The 18,714-nt window shown below is 67.0% G+C and carries 24 protein-coding genes and 2 tRNA genes; 18 read left to right on the top strand and 8 right to left on the bottom strand.

What is annotated here, in order from left to right; genetic code table 11:
* The 4 genes from EGH23_RS06420 to EGH23_RS06405 all read left to right on the top strand — a co-directional run bounded on the left by EGH23_RS06420 (nt 1) and on the right by EGH23_RS06405 (nt 4,997).
* The gene (locus EGH23_RS06420; RefSeq protein ID WP_220579153.1) at nt 1-300 is read left to right on the top strand and encodes a DUF8022 family protein; all 300 of its coding nucleotides are present in this window, start codon (nt 1-3) and stop codon (nt 298-300) included.
* A gap of 154 nt (nt 301-454) precedes the next feature.
* A complete protein-coding gene (locus tag EGH23_RS06415) occupies nt 455-2,296 on the top strand; it encodes an acetyl-CoA carboxylase biotin carboxylase subunit (protein ID WP_220579152.1) in 1,842 nt (613 codons plus the stop codon).
* Nucleotides 2,297-2,989: 693 nt separating this feature from the next.
* Nucleotides 2,990-3,748 (top strand): SDR family oxidoreductase, encoded by a 759-nt coding sequence (locus tag EGH23_RS06410; RefSeq protein ID WP_220579151.1) that lies wholly within the window; start codon nt 2,990-2,992, stop codon nt 3,746-3,748.
* Nucleotides 3,749-4,055: 307 nt separating this feature from the next.
* Nucleotides 4,056-4,997: a biotin--[acetyl-CoA-carboxylase] ligase gene (locus tag EGH23_RS06405; protein ID WP_220579150.1), complete on the top strand. Its 942-nt coding sequence runs from the start codon at nt 4,056-4,058 to the stop codon at nt 4,995-4,997.
* 16 nt (nt 4,998-5,013) lie between these two features.
* Here EGH23_RS06405 and EGH23_RS06400 read toward each other — a convergent pair whose 3' ends face one another.
* From EGH23_RS06400 to EGH23_RS06380, 5 genes are all read right to left on the bottom strand, one after another.
* On the bottom strand, nt 5,014-5,490 hold the full coding sequence (locus tag EGH23_RS06400) for a universal stress protein (RefSeq protein WP_220579149.1): 477 nt from the start codon (nt 5,488-5,490) through the stop codon (nt 5,014-5,016).
* 62 nt (nt 5,491-5,552) lie between these two features.
* The gene (locus EGH23_RS06395; protein ID WP_220579148.1) at nt 5,553-5,939 is read right to left on the bottom strand and encodes an SHOCT domain-containing protein; all 387 of its coding nucleotides are present in this window, start codon (nt 5,937-5,939) and stop codon (nt 5,553-5,555) included.
* A 180-nt stretch (nt 5,940-6,119) separates the two neighbouring features.
* Nucleotides 6,120-7,157, bottom strand: a complete 1,038-nt coding sequence (locus EGH23_RS06390) for an amidohydrolase family protein (RefSeq protein WP_220579147.1) — start codon at nt 7,155-7,157, stop codon at nt 6,120-6,122.
* A gap of 21 nt (nt 7,158-7,178) precedes the next feature.
* Complete coding sequence (locus EGH23_RS06385) at nt 7,179-8,402, bottom strand: HD domain-containing protein (protein ID WP_220579146.1); 1,224 nt, start codon at nt 8,400-8,402, stop codon at nt 7,179-7,181.
* Between the two features lie 74 nt (nt 8,403-8,476).
* Nucleotides 8,477-9,016, bottom strand: coding sequence for a protein-tyrosine phosphatase family protein (locus EGH23_RS06380; RefSeq protein WP_220579145.1), 540 nt, complete (start codon nt 9,014-9,016; stop codon nt 8,477-8,479).
* A gap of 169 nt (nt 9,017-9,185) precedes the next feature.
* On the opposite strand from EGH23_RS06380, the gene cofD reads away from it, so the two are divergent.
* The 5 genes from cofD to EGH23_RS06355 all read left to right on the top strand — a co-directional run bounded on the left by cofD (nt 9,186) and on the right by EGH23_RS06355 (nt 12,772).
* Nucleotides 9,186-10,178: a 2-phospho-L-lactate transferase gene (cofD, locus tag EGH23_RS06375; protein WP_220579144.1), complete on the top strand. Its 993-nt coding sequence runs from the start codon at nt 9,186-9,188 to the stop codon at nt 10,176-10,178.
* Nucleotides 10,178-10,924 (top strand): tRNA-dihydrouridine synthase, encoded by a 747-nt coding sequence (locus tag EGH23_RS06370; RefSeq protein ID WP_220579143.1) that lies wholly within the window; start codon nt 10,178-10,180, stop codon nt 10,922-10,924. Before cofD ends, EGH23_RS06370 begins: the two co-directional genes overlap by 1 nt.
* Nucleotides 10,921-11,760: a triphosphoribosyl-dephospho-CoA synthase gene (locus EGH23_RS06365; RefSeq protein ID WP_220579142.1), complete on the top strand. Its 840-nt coding sequence runs from the start codon at nt 10,921-10,923 to the stop codon at nt 11,758-11,760. The genes EGH23_RS06370 and EGH23_RS06365 overlap by 4 nt, the downstream gene beginning before the upstream one ends.
* Nucleotides 11,757-12,386, top strand: coding sequence for a DUF447 domain-containing protein (locus EGH23_RS06360; protein ID WP_220579141.1), 630 nt, complete (start codon nt 11,757-11,759; stop codon nt 12,384-12,386). Before EGH23_RS06365 ends, EGH23_RS06360 begins: the two co-directional genes overlap by 4 nt.
* 194 nt (nt 12,387-12,580) lie before the next feature.
* A complete protein-coding gene (locus tag EGH23_RS06355; RefSeq protein ID WP_135303180.1) occupies nt 12,581-12,772 on the top strand; it encodes a 30S ribosomal protein S17e in 192 nt (63 codons plus the stop codon).
* Nucleotides 12,773-12,821: 49 nt separating this feature from the next.
* On the opposite strand, the gene EGH23_RS06350 is transcribed toward EGH23_RS06355, so the two are convergent.
* From EGH23_RS06350 to EGH23_RS06340, 3 genes are all read right to left on the bottom strand, one after another.
* Nucleotides 12,822-13,934 carry an Mrp/NBP35 family ATP-binding protein gene (locus EGH23_RS06350; RefSeq protein ID WP_220579140.1) on the bottom strand — a complete coding sequence of 371 codons (1,113 nt, stop codon included), beginning with the start codon at nt 13,932-13,934 and terminating at the stop codon, nt 12,822-12,824.
* A 79-nt stretch (nt 13,935-14,013) separates the two neighbouring features.
* Nucleotides 14,014-14,343, bottom strand: a complete 330-nt coding sequence (locus EGH23_RS06345; RefSeq protein WP_220579139.1) for a DUF7344 domain-containing protein — start codon at nt 14,341-14,343, stop codon at nt 14,014-14,016.
* Nucleotides 14,344-14,466: 123 nt separating this feature from the next.
* A complete protein-coding gene (locus EGH23_RS06340) occupies nt 14,467-14,778 on the bottom strand; it encodes a hypothetical protein (protein ID WP_220579138.1) in 312 nt (103 codons plus the stop codon).
* Nucleotides 14,779-14,978: 200 nt separating this feature from the next.
* Here EGH23_RS06340 and EGH23_RS06335 point away from each other — a divergent pair.
* From EGH23_RS06335 to EGH23_RS06295, 9 genes are all read left to right on the top strand, one after another.
* Nucleotides 14,979-15,063 (top strand) — tRNA-Ser (locus EGH23_RS06335).
* Between the two features lie 23 nt (nt 15,064-15,086).
* Nucleotides 15,087-15,620 (top strand): 30S ribosomal protein S13, encoded by a 534-nt coding sequence (locus EGH23_RS06330; RefSeq protein WP_220579137.1) that lies wholly within the window; start codon nt 15,087-15,089, stop codon nt 15,618-15,620.
* The gene (locus EGH23_RS06325) at nt 15,620-16,138 is read left to right on the top strand and encodes a 30S ribosomal protein S4 (protein ID WP_135303175.1); all 519 of its coding nucleotides are present in this window, start codon (nt 15,620-15,622) and stop codon (nt 16,136-16,138) included. The genes EGH23_RS06330 and EGH23_RS06325 overlap by 1 nt, the downstream gene beginning before the upstream one ends.
* Complete coding sequence (locus tag EGH23_RS06320) at nt 16,135-16,527, top strand: 30S ribosomal protein S11 (protein WP_220579136.1); 393 nt, start codon at nt 16,135-16,137, stop codon at nt 16,525-16,527. Before EGH23_RS06325 ends, EGH23_RS06320 begins: the two co-directional genes overlap by 4 nt.
* Nucleotides 16,528-16,530: 3 nt before the next feature.
* Nucleotides 16,531-17,313, top strand: coding sequence for a DNA-directed RNA polymerase subunit D (locus EGH23_RS06315; RefSeq protein ID WP_220579135.1), 783 nt, complete (start codon nt 16,531-16,533; stop codon nt 17,311-17,313).
* Nucleotides 17,314-17,416: 103 nt separating this feature from the next.
* Nucleotides 17,417-17,501, top strand: a tRNA-Leu gene (locus EGH23_RS06310).
* A 24-nt stretch (nt 17,502-17,525) separates the two neighbouring features.
* Nucleotides 17,526-17,876: a 50S ribosomal protein L18e gene (locus EGH23_RS06305; protein WP_162315818.1), complete on the top strand. Its 351-nt coding sequence runs from the start codon at nt 17,526-17,528 to the stop codon at nt 17,874-17,876.
* Nucleotides 17,873-18,310: a 50S ribosomal protein L13 gene (locus EGH23_RS06300; RefSeq protein ID WP_220579134.1), complete on the top strand. Its 438-nt coding sequence runs from the start codon at nt 17,873-17,875 to the stop codon at nt 18,308-18,310. The genes EGH23_RS06305 and EGH23_RS06300 overlap by 4 nt, the downstream gene beginning before the upstream one ends.
* Nucleotides 18,304-18,702 (top strand): 30S ribosomal protein S9, encoded by a 399-nt coding sequence (locus tag EGH23_RS06295; RefSeq protein WP_135303170.1) that lies wholly within the window; start codon nt 18,304-18,306, stop codon nt 18,700-18,702. Before EGH23_RS06300 ends, EGH23_RS06295 begins: the two co-directional genes overlap by 7 nt.
* Nucleotides 18,703-18,714: the final 12 nt, after the last annotated feature.

Here is an 18,714-nt window from a genome sequence, read left to right as displayed (position 1 = left end):
ATGGCTGCAAACACCGACGAGACGACGGACGCCGAACTGGTCGCCGAGATAGCGAGGCAGGTTCCCGACGCGTCGGCCGACGAGGCGGCGGCCATCGCCGTCGCCATCGGCGCGCATCTCACCGACCGACAGCGGGCCGCCGCGGCGGCCGCTGCTGCCGCTGGCTCGGAAGAAACCTGGGACGGCAAGGAGTGGTCCTTCTCGGGCCGCATCGACGCCACGCAGAAGCGACACGTCCGCGTCCGCCAGGAGTCCCCGACGGACCCCTGGAGCGCGGCGGGACGCACCGACCGGATGTAGGCTCCGCACTCGAACGGCAGTCGACGAGTCGTTCGTTCGCCTGTCGCCGCCAGCTACGACGCTCGTCCGTCGTTCCCACCAGCGCGATACTGATCGCTATCTTCGCCTCTAATCTCCGGGTGGTTTTATGAGGTGACTACGGGTAATGAGCGATATGTTCGACAAGGTGCTCGTCGCCAACCGCGGTGAGATCGCGGTGCGTGTCATGCGCGCGTGTGAAGAACTGGGCATCGGGACCGTGGCGGTCTACTCCGAGGCCGACAAACACTCCGGTCACGTCCGCTACGCCGACGAGGCGTACAACGTCGGGCCGGCCCGCGCGGCCGATTCCTACCTCGATCAGGACGCTATCGTCGACGCCGCCCAGCAGGCCGACGCCGACGCCATCCACCCCGGCTACGGCTTCCTCGCGGAGAACGCCGACTTCGCCCGCAAGGTCGAAGACGCCGAGGGCGTGAAGTGGATCGGCCCGGCCGGCGACGCGATGGAGAAACTCGGCGAGAAGACGAAGGCCCGCCGCATCATGCAGTCGGCGGACGTGCCCATCGTCCCCGGAACGACCGACCCGGTCGACGACCCCGAGGAGGTCGTCGAGTTCGGCGAGGAACACGGGTTCCCGGTCGCCATCAAAGCGGAAGGCGGCGGCGGCGGCCGCGGGATGAAGATCGTCCACGATCCCGACGAGGCCGAAGAGCAACTCGAATCCGCGAAACGGGAGGGCGAGGCGTACTTCTCGAACGACTCGGTCTACCTCGAACGCTACCTGGAGAACCCCCGCCACATCGAGATCCAGATCATCGCCGACCACGACGGCAACGTTCGCCACCTCGGCGAGCGCGACTGCTCGCTCCAGCGGCGGCACCAGAAGGTCATCGAGGAAGGTCCCTCCGCGGCGCTCTCGGACGAACTCCGCGAGGAGATCGGCGAGTCCGCCCGCCGCGGCGTGCGAGAGGCCGACTACTACAACGCCGGCACGGTCGAGTTCCTCGTCGAGGAAGACCCCGACCGCGAGGCCGACGAGGTGTTGGGTCCCGACGCGAACTTCTACTTCCTGGAAGTGAACACGCGGATCCAGGTCGAGCACTGCGTCACCGAGGAGATCACGGGCATCGACATCGTCAAGTGGCAGATTCGGGTTGCACAGGACGAGAACCTCTCGTTCGAACAGGACGACGTCGAGATCGACGGCCACGCGATGGAGTTCCGCATCAACGCCGAGAACGCCGCGAAGGACTTCGCGCCGGCCAACAGCGGCTCGCTGGAGACCTACGACCCGCCGGGCGGCATCGGCGTCCGGATGGACGACGCGCTCAGGCAGGGCGACGACCTCGTCACCGACTACGACTCGATGATCGCGAAGCTCATCGTCCACGGGTCGGACCGCGAAGAGGTCATCGCTCGCGGGAAACGCGCCCTCGCGGAGTTCGACGTCGAGGGGTTCCCGACGGTCATCCCCTTCCACCGCCTGATGCTCACCGACGAGGAGTTCGTCGACTCCACGCACACGACGAAGTACCTCGACGAGACGCTCGATAAGTCGCGCATCGAGGAGGCCCAGGAGAAGTGGGGCACCGAGACCGACTCGGCCGACGAGGACGAGGCGGAACTCGTCGAACGCGAGTTCACCGTTGAGGTCAACGGCAAGCGCTTCGAGGTGGACCTAGAGGAGCGCGGCGCGCCGCCGATCAACGTCGGCGACGTGGACGCGAGCGACGGCAACCAACCGCAGCGACCGCAGTCCGGCGGCTCCGGCGGCGGCGACGGCGGCGGGTCCAGCGCCGAGGGGCAGGAGCTCACCGCCGAGATGCAGGGGACGATCCTCGAAGTGAACGTCGACGAGGGCGACGAGGTCGAATCCGGCGACGTGCTCTGCGTGCTGGAGGCGATGAAGATGGAGAACGACATCGTCGCCGAACGCGGAGGCACCATCAACGAGGTCGCCATCGGCGAGGGCGACTCCGTCGACATGGGCGACCTGCTGTTCGTCATCGACTAAATTTTTACTTCAGGGGGTCGCTGCGGCGACCCCCGTTCGCAAAAATTTAGTATAAGAAGGCCGAGCGCGGCGTCCGCCGCGCTCGGAGTGAAACCGCGAGCGCCATCGGCGCTCGCGGTATGCTGCTGCTCGCCGCTCCCGCACCGCTCCTACTCTGTGCAATGATTATGCCTTTAGTTACGCGAAAGCCGACTGGTCGGCCACCACGGGGTTAGGAGATCGCAAGGGTCCGAGCGCTCGTGAGCCGAACCGGTGCAACCACGGCCGCAGGCCGCACAGCGATGTGCAGGCCACGAGCGCGAGGGACTTTCGGGAAAAGAGGCTTTGTTGAAACTCTATTCTTCAGATATTCTTTCATGTGAAATAACCGTTAGTTAGGTGTGCGTATTGACCGCTGGCCACCTTCTCAGAACGCAGTGGTGTTCAGAGTGCTGTGCTGAATGGAGAGAGCGAGTCTTGCAATGGGATGACCATCTATACAGGCTGTACAAGAATCTTCGTTCTCGTCCGTGTATCCGCGCAGAACCGGTGCACAGCACCCAATGGTATAAATACGTCTACCGGTTTCGACACGTAACCTCAGTAGACAAGTAAGCATCACTATGGGGTGGAGACTGCCTGAAGCGACAGTACCGGACAGTGTTTCTCTCACCCGGTGCCCCTTATTTGTCACCCCGTTATGCGGAGTGTACAATGAGCCTAATTGAAGACATCGACGGAAAGGTCGCTCTCATCACCGGTGCATCCTCTGGTATCGGCGAGGCGACGGCAGAGTCGCTGGCAGAGGAAGGAGTCAATGTCGCGCTCGCGGCCCGTCGCGAGGACGAACTTGCACAGTTAGCCGACCGGATCGAATCATCTGGCGGCGATGCGCTCGTCGTTCCGACGGACGTCACCGACGAGGACGAGGTCAAGGAATTAGTCGACCGGACACACGACGAGTTCGGCCGCATCGACATTCTCGTCAACAATGCCGGCGTAATGCTACTTGAACAGGTCGAATCCGCGGACACGGACAACTTCCAGCAGATGGTCGACGTGAACCTCAGCGGGCTGATGGCCGTCACCCACGCGGTCCTGCCGATAATGCAGCAGCAGGGGTCCGGACACGTCGTGAATATCTCCTCTGTCGCCGGCCGGAAGTCATTCCCCGGTTCGAGCGCCTACAGCGCGACGAAATTTGGCGTCAACGGTTTCTCTCGAGGCCTTCGGAAAGAGGTTACTGGCGAGAACGATATCCGAGTGACCCGCATCGAGCCAGGTTTCGTCGACACCGAACTTGCGGACCACATCCCGGAGGACGAACAGCGCGAACAGACCCAGCAGATGCTAGAGTCGATGGACGCTCTCACGCCCGAGGATATCGCCCGGTCTATTACCTACGCGGTCGGCCAGCCGGGCCATGTCGACGTCAACGAACTGCTGATTCGACCGACTCAACAGGAGTTATAATCCGGTGATCGTGGCTCGGTACTGAATAGAAGTCGGGAGAAATAACGACCAAATCTTCGGTATAGATCCCGACGAGACACGTCTAGAGGATTACTACGCCAAGACCACCGTCTATTCCCCGACGGGAACTGGTTTTTGAAAAATTGAACCGTGATACACATGCTAACTATGGTCCCTGCACTGACCACGTCGAGTCAGGATATATCCTCTGCGGAGGGTTTCAACGAACCCGGAAAGATATTCCCGCTGCAGCGGCAGCCGCCCAACTCTGCCAACTGCTTTGTACCCTCGCCGCGCTACGCCGGGTATGAACGAAACGCGACACCGAGTGCTCGACGCGCTCTCGGACGGGCCGGTTTCGGGTCCCGAACTCGCCGAGGAACTCGACATCTCGCGGTCGGCGGTCTGGAAGCACGTCGAGGCGCTCCGCGAGGCGGGATTCGATATCGCCAGCGACGACGCGGGCTACTCGCTGGCCGCAGTGCCGGAGTTCGGCGGCGAGGCCGTCGAATACGGTCTCGACGCGCCCTTCGAGGTGGAGTATCACGACAGCATCCCGAGTACGAACGCACGGGCGCGGGACCTCGCGGCGGCGGGGGCCGAGGACGTCGTCGTCCTCGCCGACGAGCAGACCGGCGGTCGGGGGCGACTCGACCGGGAGTGGTCCTCGCCGAGCGGCGGCGTCTGGCTCTCTATCCTCTTCCGACCGGACGTACCGATGGCACAGGCCCCGGCGTTCACGCTGGCGGCCTCCGTCGCCGCGGCGCGGGCGGCCCGCGAGGTCGGCGTCGACGCGGGCATCAAGTGGCCCAACGACGTCCTCGTCGAGAGCGACGGGGACGAGCGGAAACTCGTCGGTATCCTCACCGAGATGGAGGGAGAGGCGGACCGCGCCTCGTGGATAATCGTCGGCATCGGCGTCAACGCGAACGTCGATCCCGAGGACCTGCCCGCCGAGGCGAACCCGACGAGCCTCTCGGCGGAACTCGGCGATCCCGTCGACAGGCGCGTGTTCACGCAGCGATTGCTCGAACTGTTCGAGGAGTTACGGCGGGACCCGGAGACGGCAGTCGCCGAGTGGCGGGAGTACGCGACGACGCTCGGCAAGCGAGTCCGCGTCGAGACGCCGGACGGTGTCGTGGAGGGCGAGGCCGTCGCCGTCGAGTTCCCGGGGGGACTCGTCGTCGATACCGGCGACGAGCGCGTGACCGTCTCGGCGGGGGACTGCGACCACCTGCGACCGCTGTGAGCGGCGGCGGCTTCGATCACTCCGGCGCTCGGGCCTCTGTCTCGTCGGTCGGGGCCGTCATCTCGTGGTCGCTCACCGGCACCGTCGTCACCGGGACCGGCGACGCGCGGACGACCCGCTCGGCGACGCTCCCGAGCAAGAGGCGGTCGATGCCGCCGCGACCGTGGGTCCCCATCACGATGGCGTCGCAGTCGGCGTCGAGGGCGTACTCGACGATGGCGGTGCTCGGGACGCCGTCTCTCGTGACCGTCTCGACGGCCACGTCGCCGGTCCGCTCTCGGAGGTCGTCCAGGGCAGTCTCCCCCTCCTCGCGCAGCATCTCGGTGAGGTTCTCCCAGCCCGTCTTCACCGGGAGCGTGCTGTACCGGCCGGTCTCGACGACGTAGAGACCGTGAATCTCGGCGTCGTGGAACGCCGCCAGTTCGACGGCGTGGCGCACGACACCGCCCATTCCCGCCGACCCGTCCGTCGGGACTAGAATCCGGTCGTACATGCCGGTAGTTGGTCGGCGACCGGCTTAGTTATTTGGTGCGTGATAACACACGACAGCACCGATCAGTTCGGCTCCGACTCCAGTTCGTCGTCGTCGGCCATCACCGCTTCCAGTTCGCGCTCGAACTCCGATTCGGTGAGTTCGCCGTTCGTGTATCGCTCCGCGGCGCGGTCGACCTCGTCCTGTGAGCCGGCGGTCGTAGTCGCCGGCGAGAACTCGGTGGCCTCGTCTTCACTCTCGCCGCTACCGAGAATCGTCGAAGCGGCCCAGTACAGCGCGTAGCCGACGCCGGCGACGAGCAAACCGGTGACGAGCAGGCCCAGAAGTACCGCGACGAGATTCTGCAACAGGGCCAACAGGGCGGCAGCGACGGTGAGACCGACGAAGAGGGCGACGCCGCCGAGCAGCAGGCGGCCCGGCGTGCCGAGTGCGCGGTCGGTGGCGGACATCGCTCGGACCTTGCACAGCGGAGAGTAAAAGCGTACTGCGTACCGGGACCGTGAGAGTCGGCCGCTTTCGCGACCCGGCGTCCTTCTGTCGGCGAACTACGCGGTATCGTCTTCGACGGCGTGTCTGAGTAGACCGTGAGGGGCGGCGATGCGACACTCGGCGAACCGGAACTGTGCCGATTACTTCCGTGGATCGTCTCGGTCCGGCGAGACGACGCGCTTCACGTCCGACGTGCCAGCCCGACGGACGACCGCCCGAATCGCGTTCCGCGCGCCGGCGAGGTTGTCGGAGTCGCCGTCGAGGACCAGCAAGCGCGCGGGGCGGCCCTCCTCGACGAGTCCGCAGTCGAGCCCGGCGAGTTCGGCCCCGTTGACCGTCGCCATCCGGAGGACGTCCCGCGCCGAGACGTCGAACAGCTTCGCGGTGAACGCCATCTCGCGGAACATGGAGGGGCTGTTGAGAAAGACGTTGTCAGTCCCCAGCGCGACGGTGGTTCTCCTCGCCAGTTCCTCGACGGGCGGCAGGCCGACGTCGGTGACGAGGTTCGACCGCGGGCAGACGGCGACGGGGATCTCGCTGTCGGCGACCCGTTCTAAGTGGAGGTCCTCGGCGTGGACCATGTGAACCAGGAAGTCCGGGTCCAGATCCAGCGCCGCGTTGATGTCGGAGCTATCGACCTCGCCGGCGTGGATGCCGAACAGCTTCCCGGCCCTGCGGGTCGCCCGTCGCTCGTTACCGAACTCGTCGTCGTTGGCACCGCTCGCGCCGAAGCCGTCGGCTATCTCCATCGCGTCGACCGTCTCGCGGCCGAGGATCACGCTTTCGAGGTCCGAGTCCGCGAGCGCGGCCCGGATGGCGCGGATGCCGTCGACGCCGCCCTCGCGGAACTCGACGAACGCGCCGGTCCCCGACTGCTCCATGTAGGAAAGCGAGTGCGCCATCGCCTCGACGAGTTCCGACTGGTCGGCCTCGCGGAGGAGGCGGTGTTTCAGGCCGTCCGGGGGCGCGACCAGTTCTTCGAGCGAGAGCCCCTCGCCGGCCTCTTTGGCGATCGAGTCGCCGATGTGTGTGTGGGCGTTGACGAACGCCGGGCAGACGATGTCGTCGCTCTCGACGCTGTCTTCTTCGACGGCGGCTATCTCGCCGTTCTCGACGACGACACGCCCCTCGACGGGTTCGAACTCCCGGCCCCTGACGATAGTCCCCTCGATAATCATGGTCGAGTCTCGACGCGACGGTCAGTTAAACTCATCGAGGGTCGCGTGGATTCCGGGACGGACGTCGCGAACGCGAGCGCCGTCGAGGTCGAGTCCGAGCTCGCGGATGGCTACGTCACCGACCCGGTCGCTGTCGGCTTCGGGCGCGTAGACGCCGAGTCGCCACTGATCGCGCTGGGCGGCCCGGATAGCGTTGACGAGCGTCGACTGGTCGCTCAACCGCCGTATCTCGCCGTTGACGAGGACGCGGCTGCTGGACTCGGTCATCGACGGTTCGGCCGGCACGTCGAGGACGACCGAATCGTGGTCGACGTTGGCCTCGTCGGCGATCGAGTGTTCCATCGCCCGCACGTCCCGGTGGTCGGCGTCGAGCAGTTCGTCGGGGACGGCGGTCCGCTCGGCCCAGACCGCTCGCTTGTAGAGGTCGCGTTCGCTCAAGCGACGGGCGTACTCGGCCGTCTCGTCGCAGCGACGGAGGCGGACGAGCAGATCGGCGTCGTCCCAGCGGCGCAGGTCCGACGCCGTCGCGTTCGTCGCGGTCAGCAACCGCTCGGTCCCGCGCCGGAGCATCGACTTGGCGATGCGGGCGACGTGGTGTTGATAGACGGTCGGGTTCATCAGCGCCCGGGCGAGCAGGAGCGATTCGGCCGTCTGGACGTTCCCCTCGTCCAGGACGAGTTCGCCGTCGACGAAAGACAGCTCCCGGACCAGTCGCTCGTGGTCGATGGTGCCGTAGGGGACGCCGGTGTGGTGGGCGTCCCGGACGAGGTAGTCCATCCGGTCGACGTCGAGTTCGCCCGAGACGAGCTGTCCGAGTTCGCCGTCGCCCGCGACGAGGTCGGCGACGCGGTCCGGGTTCAGCCCGTGCTCGGTGAGGACGCGAGCCACCTCGCCGGTGTCGAGGATCTCGTGGACGTCGTCGTGGTACTTCCCGGTCTTCCGGTGGACGAGTTCCTCGACGTTGTGGCTGTAGGGGCAGTGACCCACGTCGTGGAGGAGCGTAGCGGCGCGGACCCGCTCGGCCTGCTGGCCCTCGATGCCGAGATGCGAGAGCGCCCGGGCGGCCAGGTAGTAGACGCCGAGAGAGTGCTCGAAGCGAGTGTGGTTGGCGGAGGGGTAGACCAGCGTCACCGTGCCGAGTTGCTTGACGCGGCGGAGCCGCTGGACCGGCGGCGTCTCCAGCAGCGCCTCGGCGACGCCCTCGACCGCGATGTGGTCGTGGACGCTGTCCTTGATGGTGGTCATTACGGCCGTATATGCCGGCCCCCGGCAAAACGGTACTGCACGCGAGGACAGGTGTTCGCCGAGAGTTCCCCGAATCAGCGCCGCGCGACGGACCCCAGCAGGTCGACCAGCTCCGCGTCGGTCGCGTTCTCAGTTACGACGGCGTCCCGGGCGTCCCGCCCCATCTCTTCGACCGTCTCGATCGCTCTGTCGGGGCCGTAATCCCGGTTGTAGACGAGCCACGCGGCCAGCACCTGCCCGGTGCGGCCGATCCCGGCGAGACAGTGGACGACGACGCGGGCCTCGTCGTCGCGCGCCGCGGCGAGGAACGGGAGGATCTCCTCGTGGAGGAGCGACTCGGGGACGAGTCGGTGGTCGGGGACCGGCGCGTGGAGGACGTTCGACTCGCCGAAGGCCTCGCGGTAGCGGTCGAGGTTCGCACCGCTCTCGTCGAGTTGCCTGCCGGGGAGGAGACAGCAGACGCGCTCGACGCCGTTCTCGCGCATCGTCGAGATCCAGTCGGCGAGGGCGGCGCCGTGGCTCGCAGCGCTGTGCCAGCCCGGCGTACAGGAACCGAAGACGTACTCCTCGTCGGGGGCGGCGGGGGCGAATCGATGTGCGTTCGCGGGACGCATGACTCTCTGTACGTGTCCGCTGACGGCCGACTACCTTGAGTGTATCCGCGCAGTTTTCAGGACTGATTCTCAGACCGCCGAGACGGGCGGGAGCCGCGGCTGACGCGGGGGATCTCGCGGCGGCCGACATGGGTCACCCTTTTACCGCCCGTCCCCCCTACGTCGGCGTATGGTGACGTTCCTCGCCGGCGGCACCGGGACGCCGAAGCTGCTGGCCGGTGCCGACGACGTGTTCGACCCCGAGGACGCGACAGTCGTCGCCAACACCGGCGACGACGTCGAACTGGGCGGGCACCTCGTCTGTCCGGACCTCGATACGATGCTCTTTCTCGACGGCGGCGAACTCGACCGGGAGACGTGGTGGGGTCTCGCCGGCGATACGGCCGAGACCCACGACGAACTCCGTCGGCTCGCCGAGGCCGCCGACCTCGACGCCGGCCCGCGCTATCTCCCCGACGACGCACAGACCGCGGGCCGCGACATCGCTCGCTGGCGGCGATTCTCGGGCGTCGCCGAGTTCATGCACATCGGCGACCGGGATCGCGCAGTTCACCTCACGCGCACCTCGCTGCTGGACGAGGGACGCTCGCTGACCGAGGTAACGCGCATCCTCGCCGACGCGTTCGGTCTCGACCGGACGCTCTTGCCGATGAGTGACGATCCCGTAGCGACCATCGTCCACACCCCGGACAGGCCGATGCACTTTCAGGAGTGGTGGGTCGGCCGGAACGGTGACCCGGCGGTCGAGAACGTGGAGTTCCGCGGCCAGGAAACGGCGACGGCCACCGACGCCGTGCGGTCGGCGCTCTCCGAGCCGGTGGTGATCGGTCCCTCGAACCCCGTCACGTCGCTCGGACCGATGCTCGCCCTCGACGGCATTCGAGCGGCGCTCGCCGAGACGCCCGTCGTCGCCGTCTCGCCGTTCGTCGGCGACGAGGTGTTCTCCGGTCCCGCCGCCGACCTCATGGCCGGCGTGGGCCGCGAGCCGAGCACCGCGGGCGTCGCCGAGGGCTACCCCTTCGCGGACGCGTTCGTCCTCGACGACGACGACGAGACGTCGCTCTCCCGCCCGGTCGTCCGCACCGATACGACGCTCTCCGACGAAACCGACTCGGCACGAGTCGCCCGCGCCGTCGCCGACGCCCTCGCGGAGGTGGCCTGATGTTCCGCCCGCGGGTCGCGCTGGCGAGCCTCAGCGGCCAGTCCGACGCCGCGTGGGCGCGCTCGGTCGGGGAACACGTCGGCTGTGCGTTCCTCGGCGGCATCGCGCTGGACGAGCCCACGTGCGAGGCCGCCCGCCGAATGGTCGACCGGGACCGCGAGGAATTCCTGCCCGGAGACCCCGTGGCGTTCGTCGACGAGCAGCTCGCGGCGCTCGCCGACGCGTCGCTCCGACCGGCGTTCAACGTCCGGAGCGCGTCGCTCGGTCCGGTCGAACGCGCCGCTCGCGTCTGCGCCCGCCACGACGCCGTCCTCGAACTCAACGCGCACTGCCGACAGGCGGAGATGTGCGCCGCCGGTGCCGGCCAGTCCCTCCTCGCCGACCCCGAACGACTGGCCGAACAGGTCGCGGCCGCTTCGGACGCGGGGGCGACCGTCTCCGTGAAGGTCCGGACGGAAGTCGACGGCGTCGATCTCACAGAGATCGCTCGCACGGTCGAAAGCGCGGGCGGCGACGCGATTCACGTCGACTCCATGGACTCGGAAGCCGTGGTCGGAGACGTCGTCGAGGCGACCGACCTGTTCGTTATCGCCAACAACGGCGTCCGCGACCGGGCGACGGCCACCGAGTACTTCGAGTACGGTGCCGACGCCGTCAGCGTCGGCCGGGCGAGCGACGACCCCGAGGTCCTGCGAGCGGTCCGGGAGACCGCGGACGACTGGCTCGCGCGGGAGGCGGTCCGATGACGCCTCGTTCGACCGCACAGAACGCCGAACTGGCGCTGTTGCTGGAGGTAACGGGAACGCCCAAACCCGGGAACGTCGACCGCGAACGGGACTTCGGAGACCTCCGGTTCGAACACTTCCTGGCCGGGGCCGTCGGCGCGCGGCCGGGCCTCGAACTCGCCGTCGAGGGCCAGCGGGTCGGCCGCGCCTTCGAACGCGCCGTCGCCGGGATGGCCGAGCAGTCGGCGGGGAACACGCAGTTCGGAGCGCTGCTGGTGCTCTCTCCGCTGGTCGCGGCCGCGAGCGAGGGCGACCTGACGCCCGAGAGCGCCGATAGCGTCGTCAGAGCGACGACCGTGGCGGACGCCGCGGACTTCTACCGCGCGTTCGAACACGTCGACGTGGCCGTCGACGACCCGCCCGACGGGCTGGAACCGCTGGACGTGCGCCGCGGCAGCGACGCGATTCCGACGCTCGAAGAACAGGAATTGACGCTGTTCGACGTGATGGCGCGGAGCGCCGACGTGGACGGCGTCGCCGCGGAGTGGGTCGGCGAGTTCGGGCGGGTGTTCGACGCCGGAGCGCGGATACTCGACGACGAGGGGCCGGTTCCGGACCGCGCATCGCGCGTCTTCGTCGAACTGCTCGCCGAAGAAGTCGATACGTTCGTCGTGACGCGTAACGACCGAGAGACCGCCGAAGAGGTCAAGCGTCGGGCGCAAGCGGTGCTCGACGGCGAGGAGGACGCCACGGAGCTGGCCGAGGAGTTTGTCGCGCGGGACGTCAACCCCGGGACGACGGCGGACCTCGTCGCCGGTGGGCTGTTCGTCGCGCTGGAACGGGGGCTGGTCGTGTGAGCGACGACAGCGCGGACGAGAGGCCGGTAGCAGCGAGCGAGGCGGGCGAGCACGAGTGGCCGGTCGAACTCGCCGGCGTGACGGAGAGCGTCGTGACGACTCTCGGCCCGAACGAGCGCTGGAACGTGGCGGCGCTCGGCGTCCGGGCTCCGGAGGGGGTCGGGCCGGCGACGGCGACGACGTGGGGCCGAACCCGAACGTGGCGGAACTTCCGCGAACGCGGCGAGGGGTACGTTCAGTTCACGCGCGACCCGGTCGACTTCGCGGAGGCGGCGCTGTCCGTCCGCGAGGAGGCCGAACCGGTACTAGAAAGCGCGGACGCGTGGGTACGCTGCGCCGTCGATCGAGTGGCAGACGGTGAGGACGGCGGCACTCAGTGGGTCGAGTGGGAACTGATTCCGCAGGATTCAGAGGTCGAACGCCGCGTCGTGCCGACGACGAACCGCGGCCGCGCGGCGGTGGTCGAAGCGACGGTCGCGGCCTCCCGGCTGGACGTCCCGGCCTACGACCGCGAGACGTTGCTCGACCGGTTGCGGTACTTCGAGTCCGTCGTCGAGACGGCCGGTAGCGAACGGGAGCGCGAGGCGTTCCGGCGGGTCCGCGAACTCACCGACGCCGAGTGGTAGCGAACAGGTGGCACGACCGTAGACGGCGCAGCTCCGCGACCGCGAGACGGCGACGTGCCGTGCCACGCAAGCGCGTTCCACGTCGCCGCAGCGTTCAGGGCATATCGACCGCTGGTCCCGCTCGGGGTGATAAACCCTCGCGGCCGGGCCCGGAAGTCGAACCCTTTTTCAACGCGACATAGCAAGAAACCCACATGGCAATCAAACCCGCCTACGTCAAGAAGACCGGGACACTACTGATGGAGCGATACCCGAAGGCCTTCGGCGCCGACTTCGAGCACAACAAGGACGTCGTCGACGAAGTCACCGACATCGAGTCCAAGGGCGTGCGAAACCGCATCGCCGGCTACGTCACGCGCAAGTACAACAACCCCGTCGAAGCGTAATCCGGATCTTCTCTCTGCTCTCCTCCCCGTAGCGACAGCGTCGGCGACGTTACCGCTCGGGACCGGCGTCGGCGGGCCCGCTACCGGCCGGCTCGGCTTCGTCGGGGCCGGTGTCGGCGGTTCGGGAGTCCGACTGCCGCTTGCGGTGGATGACGCCCTGCATGTTCGCGGTGCGAGCGGCGATGTCGCGGAAGGCCTCGCCCGTCTCGCTGTCCTCGTCTAAGACGAGCGGCTGGCCCTCGTCGCCGCCCTCGCGGACGCCGGGGTCGAGCGGGACTTCGCCGAGGAACGGCATGTCGGTCTCGTCGGCGAACTCGCGGCCGCCGCCGCTCCCGAAGATGTCGTGGTTACCGCCGCAGTCCGGGCAGACGAACGTCGACATGTTCTCGACGACGCCCAGAACGGGCGTCTCGTGGCGGCCGAACATCCGCATGCCCTTTCGGGCGTCGTCGAGCGCGACCTCCTGCGGCGTCGTGACGATGACGGCACCGGAGACGGGGACGCGCTGGAGCATCGTCAGCTGCGTGTCGCCGGTGCCCGGCGGCAGGTCGACGACCATGTAGTCGAGGCCGCCCCAGACCACGTCGTTCCAGAGTTGGGTGAGCACGTTGTCGACCATCGGGCCGCGGAAGATGACCGGGTCGTCCTTGCCGACGAGGAAGTCCATGCTCATCAGTTTCATCCCGTACTTCTCGACGGGGAGTATCTGCTCGTCCTCGGTGGCCCGCGGCGACTCGTCGGCGTCTAACATCCGCGGGACGTTCGGCCCGTAGATGTCGGCGTCGAACAGACCGACCCGAGCGCCCAACTGCGCGAGGCCGGCGGCGAGGTTGACCGCGATGGTCGACTTGCCGACGCCGCCCTTCCCGGAGGCGACGGCGATGACGTTCTTGACGTTCGGGAGCGGATCCTCCTCCTCGGAGACGCCGCGATCGACGCTCGCCGAGAGCGAGACCTCGCGGTCGGCATCGGCCAGCGCTTCGCGGACCTCGCCCGCCATCGCGGTCTCCGTCGGCGAGTACGGCGCGCCGAGCGCGAGGTCGATCCGTACCTCCTCGTCGGTCACATCGACGCTGTTGACCAGCCCCAGCGAGACGATATCTTCGTCTAAGTCCGGGTCCCGCACGTCCCTGAGTCGCTCGCGGACGTCCGCTTCGTTCATGTCACGGGGATAGGCCCCGGAGGTGCGATAAGGATTGTGACAGCGCTCTGTCCCACCTATCGAACGCGCTGGCAAGGGTTCACGACGAGCGTTCGAACACTTCGGCCACGGTCAGAACCGCGTCGAACTCCGGCGGTTCGCCGGTGAGTCTGACGACGCCGGCGTCGGCGTCGTATTCGATGAACTCCGCCGCGTCCGCCTTCGGGAGATCGGTGTGATGGAGCTTGATCTCGTATCGTTCGAGCTCCGTCTCCGAGGCCGCCGAAGAATCGGCGTCGGACTCCATCTCCGCCACTGCCTCGGCCAATTCGCGCACGCTCACCGGCGAGTCTTGTGTCCGAAGGTAATAGAGTGCGTAGCGCCGGCGTTTCTCGCTAAGTAGTTCGAACACTTTGCCGAGTGAGACCATGACTAACAAAGGTAGGGCGTCAGAGAATAAAAACAGGTCGCTGAACCGACGTGTTCGTCGGGGGAAGGCGAGCGGCTCGGCCGATCGTCGTCGCTTCCGTTCGCGAACTCGTCTCCGACGCGGCTACGGTCGGCGAAACGTGTAGGAGACCGCCGCTTCGCCGTCGCCGAACTCGACGCGTAACTCGCCGGCGTCGTGGTCGAACACGAGCGTGTCGGCGGGCGCGTCGAACGCGTGAAGCGGCATCCCCGAATCGACGCGGCCGTCCGGGCCGATCGTCACGTACGTCGACTGGCCGAACTCCGCGGAGAGCGCGCCGTCGTCGGCTTCCGTTACCTCGCCCGCGCCCGCAAAGCGTTCGAGGTGCCGCTGTAGGGCTTCGCGGTCGGTCGGATCGACTGTCGTTCCGCCGTCGGCTACGGGTCTGCGGCCCATACCCGTCTCTGTGGCCGCCGAACGCTAAGGGGTTGTGCCGCCGACTCGCTCGGGGCTGAACGCTCCGTATGTAGGAGATTCACGCGGCCGAACCCTTCCGTTGCGTTTAAATACAACCCCGGAATAGTCACGGACAGACTCGTGTAGGGGGACCGGCCCCCGAGTCCGCGTGCTGCGGGCGCGAGTATCAATGCAGGCGTGTCGTGGTAGCCAAGCCTGGCCCAAGGCGCAGGGTTGCTAACTCTGTGGCGTACAGCCTCCGGGGTTCGAATCCCCGCCACGACGCTCATCAGACCAATTACCCACATATGAGTGCAGAAGACCCCAACGCGGGCGAGGACGCGGATGCCGAAGAGGAGGAGGACATCCGCTATTTCGTCCGTATCGGACAGACCGACCTCGACGGGACCAAGTCCGTCGAGCGAGCGCTGACAGAACTGAACGGCATCGGTCACCGCGCCGCCCGCATCATCGCCCAGAAGGCCGATGTGGACCGCCGCGCGGTCTTCGGCAAGCTCGACGACGACGTCATCGACAACGTCGTCGAGCACGTCGAGAACTACGCTGATGAGGTCCCCGAGTGGATGACCAACCACCAGAAGGACTACTACTCCGGTGAGACCACCCACGAGACCGGCAACGACCTCCAGCTCACCCAGCGGCAGGACATCAACCGCATGAAGATGATCGACTCTTACCGCGGCGTCCGCCACAAGCGCGGACGGAAGGTCCGCGGCCAGCGAACGAAGTCCACCGGCCGTACCGAGGGGACCATCGGCGTCAACGTCGAGGCCATCAAGGAAGAGCAGGCCGAGGAAGCCGCCGCGGAGGATGACGAATAATGGCGCTCGGATCGAACACCAAGTTCTACGAGACGCCGAACCACCCCTATCAGGGCGAGCGGATCGCCGACGAGAGCAACCTGCTCGGTCGCTACGGCCTGAAGAACAAAGAGGAGCTCTGGCGCGGCCAGTCCGAGCTTCGCGACTACCGCCGCGAGGCCCGGAAACTGCTCGGCAGCGCGAGCGAGGACACCGACCGCGAGGCCGGGGAGTTCCTCGCCCGCCTGCAGCGCTACGGCATTCTCGGCGACCAGGACTCCCTCGACGACGTCCTGTCGCTGGACGTCACCGACGTCCTCGAACGCCGACTCCAGACCGTCGTCTACCGCAAGGGCTACGCGAACACGCCCGAGCAGGCGCGACAGTTCATCGTCCACGGCCACATCGAACTCGACGGCCAGCGCGTCACGCGCCCGTCGATGAAGGTCGAGACGGCCGTCGAGAGCTCGGTCGGCTTCGACGAGAACAGCTCGCTGTCGGACGAACTGCACCCTGAGCGCGCGGAGGAACAAGAATGAGCGAAGCCGAAAACGACGGAATCTGGGGCGTCGCCCACGTCCACGCATCGTTCAACAACACCATCATCACCATCACGGACCAGACCGGTGCGGAGACGCTCGCGAAGAGCTCCGGCGGGACGGTCGTCAAGCAGAACCGCGACGAGGCGTCGCCGTACGCGGCGATGCAGATGGCGGAAGTCGTCGCCGAGAAGGCCATCGACCGCGGCGTCGAAGGCGTCGACGTCCGCGTCCGCGGCCCCGGCGGGAACCAGCAGACCTCCCCCGGCCCGGGCGCGCAGGCGACCATCCGCGCGCTGGCCCGCGCGGGGCTCGAGATCGGCCGCATCGAGGACGTCACGCCGACGCCTCACGACGGCACGCGCGCACCCAAGAACTCCGGATTCTAACCCATGACACAGGACTACGAGGTTGAGTTCGTCGAACGCGGCGAGCGGGAGTCACGCGTGCTGGTACGGGGTATCACGCCGGCCTTCGCCAACGGCATCCGCCGGGCGATGGTCGCCGACGTGCCCACGTTCAGCATCGACACGGTTCGCGTCATCGAGAACACCAGCGTGATGTTCAACGAGCAGATCGGCCTTCGACTGGGGCTGGTCCCGCTGACGACCGACCTCGACGACTTCGAGGAAGGCGACGAAGTGACGCTGTCGCTGTCGGTCGACGGGCCGAATACGGCCTACTCCAGCGACCTCGTCTCCAGCGACCCGCTGGTCAAACCCGCCGACGACAACGTTCCCATCATCGACTTGAAAGACGGCCAGCGCCTCGAAGTCGAGGCCGACGCCGTCCTCGACGACGGGAAGGAACACGCCAAACACCAGGGCGGCGTGGGCGTCGGCTACCGACACCTCCAGCGCGTCGAGGTCGTCGGGGAGAAAGGCGAGTTCGAGGACGACGAGCCGAACATCCTCCGCGGCGTCATCGAGGAGGGAGCGGCCGAACACGCCGCCGACCCGGACGCCGAGGACGGAGACCTCGTCTTCACCGACGAGTTCGGCAACGACCTCTCCCAGCGGTACCCCGGCAAGGAAGTCGAGGTCACCGACGTCGAGAACGCCTTCGTGTTCCACGTCGAGACCGACGGCTCGTTCACGTCCGACGAACTGGTCCTGCGCGCGGTCGAGACGCTGCGTGACCGCGCGACCGAACTGAAAGACGCAGTCCAACTGTAACGCCACATGCCCCGAGATACCCCTTCGACGCCGATGACCGCCCGCGCCCCGAGCGAGAGGACCGAAAGGGGTTTTACGGGGCACGCAGAACGAAATAACGCGAGCAGGGATAGCCAAGTCAGGCCAACGGCGCAGCGTTCAGGGCGCTGTCCCGTAGGGGTCCGCAGGTTCAAATCCTGCTCCCTGCACTTTTCCTACAAAGGAGGAACTCTATGAGCAAGACGAACCCGAGACTCAGCAGTCTCATCGCTGACCTGAAGTCGGCCGCCCGCAGCGCGGGCGGCAACGTCTGGGGCGACGTCGCCGAGCGCCTCGAGAAACCCCGGCGCACCCACGCGGAAGTCAACCTGGGCCGCATCGAGCGATACGCCCAGGAGGACGAGACCGTCGTGGTGCCGGGCAAGGTACTCGGTTCCGGTGTCCTGCAGAAGGACATCACCGTCGCCGCAGTCGACTTCTCCGGCACCGCCGAGAAGAAGATCGACCAGGTCGGAGAGGCTGTATCGCTCGAACAGGCAATCGAAAACAACCCCGAAGGCTCCCACGTGCGGGTGATCCGATGAGCCTCGCGGAGTTCGACGCCGACGTCGTCGTCGACGCCCGTGACTGTATCATGGGCCGCGTGGCCTCGGAAGTCGCCGAGAAGGCGATGAACGGCGACTCCGTCGCCGTGGTCAACGCCGAACGCGCGGTCATCACCGGCCGCGAGGAGCAGATCGTCGAGAAGTACCAGAAGCGCGTCAGCATCGGCAACGACAACGGGTACTTCTACCCGAAGCGACCGGACGGCATCCTCAAGCGCTCGATCCGCGGCATGCTGCCCCACAAGAAGACGCGGGGCCGCGAAGCGTTCGAGAACGTCCGCGTCTACGTCGGCAACCCCCACGACGAGGACGGTGAAATCGTCGAGGGGACCTCGCTGGACCGACTGTCGAACATCAAGTTCGTCTCGCTCGGCGAGATAAGCGAGCAACTCGGAGCGAACAAGACATGGTAACGAACACGTCTGGTAAGAAGAAGACCGCCGTCGCCCGCGCGACTATCCGCGAGGGCGAGGGCCGCGTGCGTATCGACTCTCAGCCGGTCGAACTGGTCGACCCGGAGCTGGCCCAGCTGAAGATGCTGGAGCCGTTCCGCATCGCGGAGGACGAACTCCGCGACGACGTCGACGTCGACGTGACCGTCGAGGGTGGCGGCGTCATGGGGCAGGCCGACGCCGCCCGAACCGCCATCGCCCGCGGGCTCGTGGACTTCACGAACGACGCGGAACTGCGCGACGCGTTCATGGAGTTCGACCGGTCGCTGCTGGTCAACGACGTTCGCCAGTCCGAACCCAAGAAGTGGGGCGGTCCCGGCGCTCGGGCCCGCTACCAGAAATCCTACCGCTGAGGTGATTCAAGC

The sequence above is a fragment of the Haloarcula nitratireducens genome (assembly GCF_019599505.1).
The sequence above is the reverse complement of the archived record's forward strand: the minus strand, read 5'-3'. Positions and strand labels throughout refer to the sequence as shown.

What these genes read in the sequence shown, in the direction of transcription:
- EGH23_RS06410 (WP_220579151.1), top strand. Translation starts at nt 2,990, where the DNA reads ATGAGCCTAATTGAAGACATCGACGGAAAGGTCGCTCTCATCACCGGT.
- EGH23_RS06385 (WP_220579146.1), bottom strand. Translation starts at nt 8,402, where the DNA reads ATGACCACCATCAAGGACAGCGTCCACGACCACATCGCGGTCGAGGGC.
- EGH23_RS06420 (WP_220579153.1), top strand. Translation starts at nt 1, where the DNA reads ATGGCTGCAAACACCGACGAGACGACGGACGCCGAACTGGTCGCCGAG.
- EGH23_RS06340 (WP_220579138.1), bottom strand. Translation starts at nt 14,778, where the DNA reads ATGGGCCGCAGACCCGTAGCCGACGGCGGAACGACAGTCGATCCGACC.
- EGH23_RS06315 (WP_220579135.1), top strand. Translation starts at nt 16,531, where the DNA reads ATGACACAGGACTACGAGGTTGAGTTCGTCGAACGCGGCGAGCGGGAG.
- EGH23_RS06325 (WP_135303175.1), top strand. Translation starts at nt 15,620, where the DNA reads ATGGCGCTCGGATCGAACACCAAGTTCTACGAGACGCCGAACCACCCC.
- EGH23_RS06370 (WP_220579143.1), top strand. Translation starts at nt 10,178, where the DNA reads ATGTTCCGCCCGCGGGTCGCGCTGGCGAGCCTCAGCGGCCAGTCCGAC.
- EGH23_RS06365 (WP_220579142.1), top strand. Translation starts at nt 10,921, where the DNA reads ATGACGCCTCGTTCGACCGCACAGAACGCCGAACTGGCGCTGTTGCTG.
- EGH23_RS06350 (WP_220579140.1), bottom strand. Translation starts at nt 13,934, where the DNA reads ATGAACGAAGCGGACGTCCGCGAGCGACTCAGGGACGTGCGGGACCCG.
- EGH23_RS06345 (WP_220579139.1), bottom strand. Translation starts at nt 14,343, where the DNA reads ATGGTCTCACTCGGCAAAGTGTTCGAACTACTTAGCGAGAAACGCCGG.
- EGH23_RS06320 (WP_220579136.1), top strand. Translation starts at nt 16,135, where the DNA reads ATGAGCGAAGCCGAAAACGACGGAATCTGGGGCGTCGCCCACGTCCAC.
- EGH23_RS06390 (WP_220579147.1), bottom strand. Translation starts at nt 7,157, where the DNA reads ATGATTATCGAGGGGACTATCGTCAGGGGCCGGGAGTTCGAACCCGTC.
- EGH23_RS06395 (WP_220579148.1), bottom strand. Translation starts at nt 5,939, where the DNA reads ATGTCCGCCACCGACCGCGCACTCGGCACGCCGGGCCGCCTGCTGCTC.
- EGH23_RS06305 (WP_162315818.1), top strand. Translation starts at nt 17,526, where the DNA reads ATGAGCAAGACGAACCCGAGACTCAGCAGTCTCATCGCTGACCTGAAG.
- EGH23_RS06400 (WP_220579149.1), bottom strand. Translation starts at nt 5,490, where the DNA reads ATGTACGACCGGATTCTAGTCCCGACGGACGGGTCGGCGGGAATGGGC.
- cofD (WP_220579144.1), top strand. Translation starts at nt 9,186, where the DNA reads ATGGTGACGTTCCTCGCCGGCGGCACCGGGACGCCGAAGCTGCTGGCC.
- EGH23_RS06330 (WP_220579137.1), top strand. Translation starts at nt 15,087, where the DNA reads ATGAGTGCAGAAGACCCCAACGCGGGCGAGGACGCGGATGCCGAAGAG.
- EGH23_RS06380 (WP_220579145.1), bottom strand. Translation starts at nt 9,016, where the DNA reads ATGCGTCCCGCGAACGCACATCGATTCGCCCCCGCCGCCCCCGACGAG.
- EGH23_RS06355 (WP_135303180.1), top strand. Translation starts at nt 12,581, where the DNA reads ATGGCAATCAAACCCGCCTACGTCAAGAAGACCGGGACACTACTGATG.
- EGH23_RS06295 (WP_135303170.1), top strand. Translation starts at nt 18,304, where the DNA reads ATGGTAACGAACACGTCTGGTAAGAAGAAGACCGCCGTCGCCCGCGCG.
- EGH23_RS06300 (WP_220579134.1), top strand. Translation starts at nt 17,873, where the DNA reads ATGAGCCTCGCGGAGTTCGACGCCGACGTCGTCGTCGACGCCCGTGAC.
- EGH23_RS06415 (WP_220579152.1), top strand. Translation starts at nt 455, where the DNA reads ATGTTCGACAAGGTGCTCGTCGCCAACCGCGGTGAGATCGCGGTGCGT.
- EGH23_RS06405 (WP_220579150.1), top strand. Translation starts at nt 4,056, where the DNA reads ATGAACGAAACGCGACACCGAGTGCTCGACGCGCTCTCGGACGGGCCG.